The sequence below is a fragment of the Streptomyces sp. NPDC006602 genome (assembly GCF_042870385.1).
Lineage (GTDB): Bacteria > Actinomycetota > Actinomycetes > Streptomycetales > Streptomycetaceae > Streptomyces.
The window spans coordinates 1-2,927 of sequence record NZ_JBIAHG010000093.1; the positions used below are offsets into that span (position 1 = coordinate 1).

Here is a 2,927-nt window from a genome sequence, read left to right on the forward strand (position 1 = left end):
GGCGGCAGAACGAGTACGTCCGTTACCGCAAGCCGCTTGCTTGATCAACCGGTCATTTGACTGTCCGGTCAGTCCACAGGATTTGACAATTCCTCGCGACTCTCCTGTCCGTAGGCGGAATCCGCGGTGACCCAGGCGATGGGCAGCGGCGAGGCCAGGGCACGCAGCACCATGCGCCGGGCCAGTTCGCCCTTGGTCGCGAACTCACGCACGTCGGGGATCTTGGCAGCGCGGCAGCGGTCACGGTCGGTGGTCCAGGACTTGGGAAGGTACAGTTCGCGGTCAACCAGAGCCCGGCCGCGGGAGGTTGCATAGGCGGCGAAGACGCCGATCTGGCAGTTCTCGGTGCGGCCCGCGGTCCCGGAATACTGGCGCTGAACCCCGGCCGAGGTGGTGCCCTTCTTGATGAAGCCGGTGTCGTCGATGATGAGGACTCCGTCGTCCTCACCGAGCTTGTCGGCGACGTATTCCTGCAGGTCGTCGCGGATGTCGTCGGGCTCCCACTTCGCGCCGGCGAGCAGGTGTTGCAGCCCGTCGGGAGTGGAGTGGCCTGCCTGCTCGGCCAGCTGCCAGCTGTTCTTGCGGGCTACCGGGGCGAGCAGCCCGCGCACATAGTCACGCATGCGACGGCGGAGTTCGACGCGGCGGAAACGGTGGCCGATGGCCACGAAGAGGTCGTCCAGTTCCAGGTCCCACTGCTCGACAGCACGCTCGGTGATCACATCGGGAGATTTCCCCGGCGCCTGCCATTACCAGCGGCGACGGCACACGTTCGAGGGGCAGCCTCCATAAGGCCACCCCTCACCACTCCAAGACCCGCTACACTCCAGCCGCCCATCCAAACCCCCAGGTCAGACAGCGAAATCCTGCTGGAGTACTGGTACTCCAGCCGTAGATCGTGATCTCGATGGTGAGAGGCGCCAAGGAGACAGGTGGCCAGTGTCGATCATCTGGACGAGATCAACCACGCCAGTGGGGGTGTCCGTTCCTTCTCCGTCTACCCCAGTCCACCGAGACGGAGGGCGTCCCTTATCTCGCTGAGCTTCGCGGTCGTCGCCGGGGTCGACTCCTTCGCCTGTCCACCGAGACGGAGGGCGGCCTCAATCTCGCTGAGCTTCGCGGAGGATAGGGCGCCCGCCCGCTCGATCAGGTCGTCCCGGGACACGGTGGTCAGCCACGTGCAAGGGGTAAAGCCTGGACGCGGGAACGCGAACCGCAGAACGCCTTCAAAGGGCAGTCCTTCCATGGCGCCTACTGCCACTTCGACGCCCAGACCGCTGATGTCGACGCCCGCCGGAGCGACGACCTGCATCACCCGGATCCCGGACGCGTCGTCTCCCGACAGCACTACGACCAGCCGCCGCTCGTCGAACTCGACCCACCAGACTTCGCCACGTTGCACATGTCCTCCTGATACAGGACGGCAGGCGGACGCTGCGCGACCCTGAAGCGCTGTGGAGACGGGTGCGGCCACCGTTGATCATCGGTGTGTGAAGACTGAAGATCATGCGGTGGTTGCAGGTCACAGCGTAGACCCTGCCCGCTGGCAGGAGGCGTTCGACGGCCTGATGAGCCGGATCGCAGGACGGTTCGCGCGGGTCGAACCCCGGCGCCGGGCACGGCAGTTGATGCTCGGACTGCTGTCGGACCTGCCACGCAAGAACTGCTGGACCATCGCCGAGTGGGCCGGGGAGTCCACCCCGGACGGCATGCAGCACCTGCCGGGGCGGGCCAAGTGGGACGCCGACCAGGTACGCGACGACCTGCGCGACTACGTGGTGGAGCACCTGCACGACGACCAGGCAGTACTGGTGGTCGACGAGACCGGGGACGTGAAGAAGGGCACCGGCACGGTCGGCGTCCAGCGCCAGTACACCGGCACCGCGGGCAGGATCGAAAATGCCCAGGTCGCCGTCTACCTGGTCTACGCCGGCAGCCGCGGGCACGCGGCAGTGGACCGGGAACTGTACGTCCCGCGCTCCTGGACCTCCGACCCCGACCGCTGCCGGGATGCCGGACTCGACCAGGACACCGCCTTCGCGACCAAGCCGGAACTGGCCATCCGCATGATCACCCGGTTCCTGGACGCCGGCCACCACACCTCGTGGGTCGCGGGCGACGAGGTCTACGGCGGCAACCCACGGCTGCGGGCCGCACTGGAGGAGCGCGGCACCGGCTACGTGCTGGCCGTTGCCTGCTCCCACGAAGTCACCACCCAGGCCGGGAAGTTCCGCGCGGACGCCCTGGCCCGGAAGCTGCCCAAGCAGGCCTGGCAGAAGCTGTCCGCCGGAGCGGGGGCGAAGGGGCACCGCTTCTACGACTGGGCCGCCATCGAACTGCCCGACCCCGCCCCCGGCAGCCGCCAGCTGCTGATCCGCCACAACCGCACCACCGGCGAACTCGCCTACTACCGCTGCTACTCACCGCGGCCCGTGCCCCTGAGCACCCTGGTGCGGGTCGCTGGATCAAGGTGGCGAGTGGAAGAGACGTTCCAGTCCGGCAAGGGCCTGGCCGGACTGGACGAGCACCAGGTCCGCCGCTACGCGTCCTGGTCCCGCTGGGTCATCCTGGCCATGCTCGCTCACGCCTTCCTCGCCGCCGTCCGCGCCGACGAACACGCCCGCCACCCCGCACCCGACACCCTCATACCGCTCACCTGCAACGAAATCCAGCGCCTGTTCATCACTCTCGTTATCCGCCCCGTCCACGACACGGCCCACCGGCTCGGCTGGTCCCACTGGCGACGCCGCCACCAGGCCCGTTCCCAGGCCAGCCACTACCGGCGACAAGCCACTCAGGCATGAAGATCACGAACTACGGCCGGAGTACTAATACTCCAGCAGTACTTTGATGTCTGACCTGGGGAAACGTCGAGCGGTGGGAGTGTAGAGGCCGATCGGCGGTCACGGGCGGGTTCCGTGAACTCG

2 protein-coding genes and 1 pseudogene are annotated in these 2,927 nt (G+C 67.3%); 1 reads left to right on the top strand and 2 read right to left on the bottom strand.

The window, feature by feature from the left end:
- Positions 1-104: 104 nt before the first annotated feature.
- Together ACFYO2_RS49505 and ACFYO2_RS49510 are read right to left on the bottom strand one after the other, a co-directional pair.
- Positions 105-689, bottom strand: a pseudogene (locus ACFYO2_RS49505) (IS701 family transposase); the annotation flags it as partial.
- Positions 690-997: 308 nt separating this feature from the next.
- Positions 998-1,402, bottom strand: a complete 405-nt coding sequence (locus tag ACFYO2_RS49510) for a type II toxin-antitoxin system PemK/MazF family toxin (protein WP_388364081.1) — start codon at positions 1,400-1,402, stop codon at positions 998-1,000.
- A gap of 166 nt (positions 1,403-1,568) precedes the next feature.
- Between ACFYO2_RS49510 and ACFYO2_RS49515 the strand changes: the two genes are divergently transcribed.
- Positions 1,569-2,804 carry an IS701 family transposase gene (locus tag ACFYO2_RS49515; RefSeq protein WP_388364083.1) on the top strand — a complete coding sequence of 412 codons (1,236 nt, stop codon included), beginning with the start codon at positions 1,569-1,571 and terminating at the stop codon, positions 2,802-2,804.
- Positions 2,805-2,927 lie beyond the last annotated feature (123 nt).

Excerpts from the sequence above, each read along its gene's own strand:
- ACFYO2_RS49515 (WP_388364083.1), top strand. The coding sequence starts at position 1,569 with ATGAGCCGGATCGCAGGACGGTTCGCGCGGGTCGAACCCCGGCGCCGG.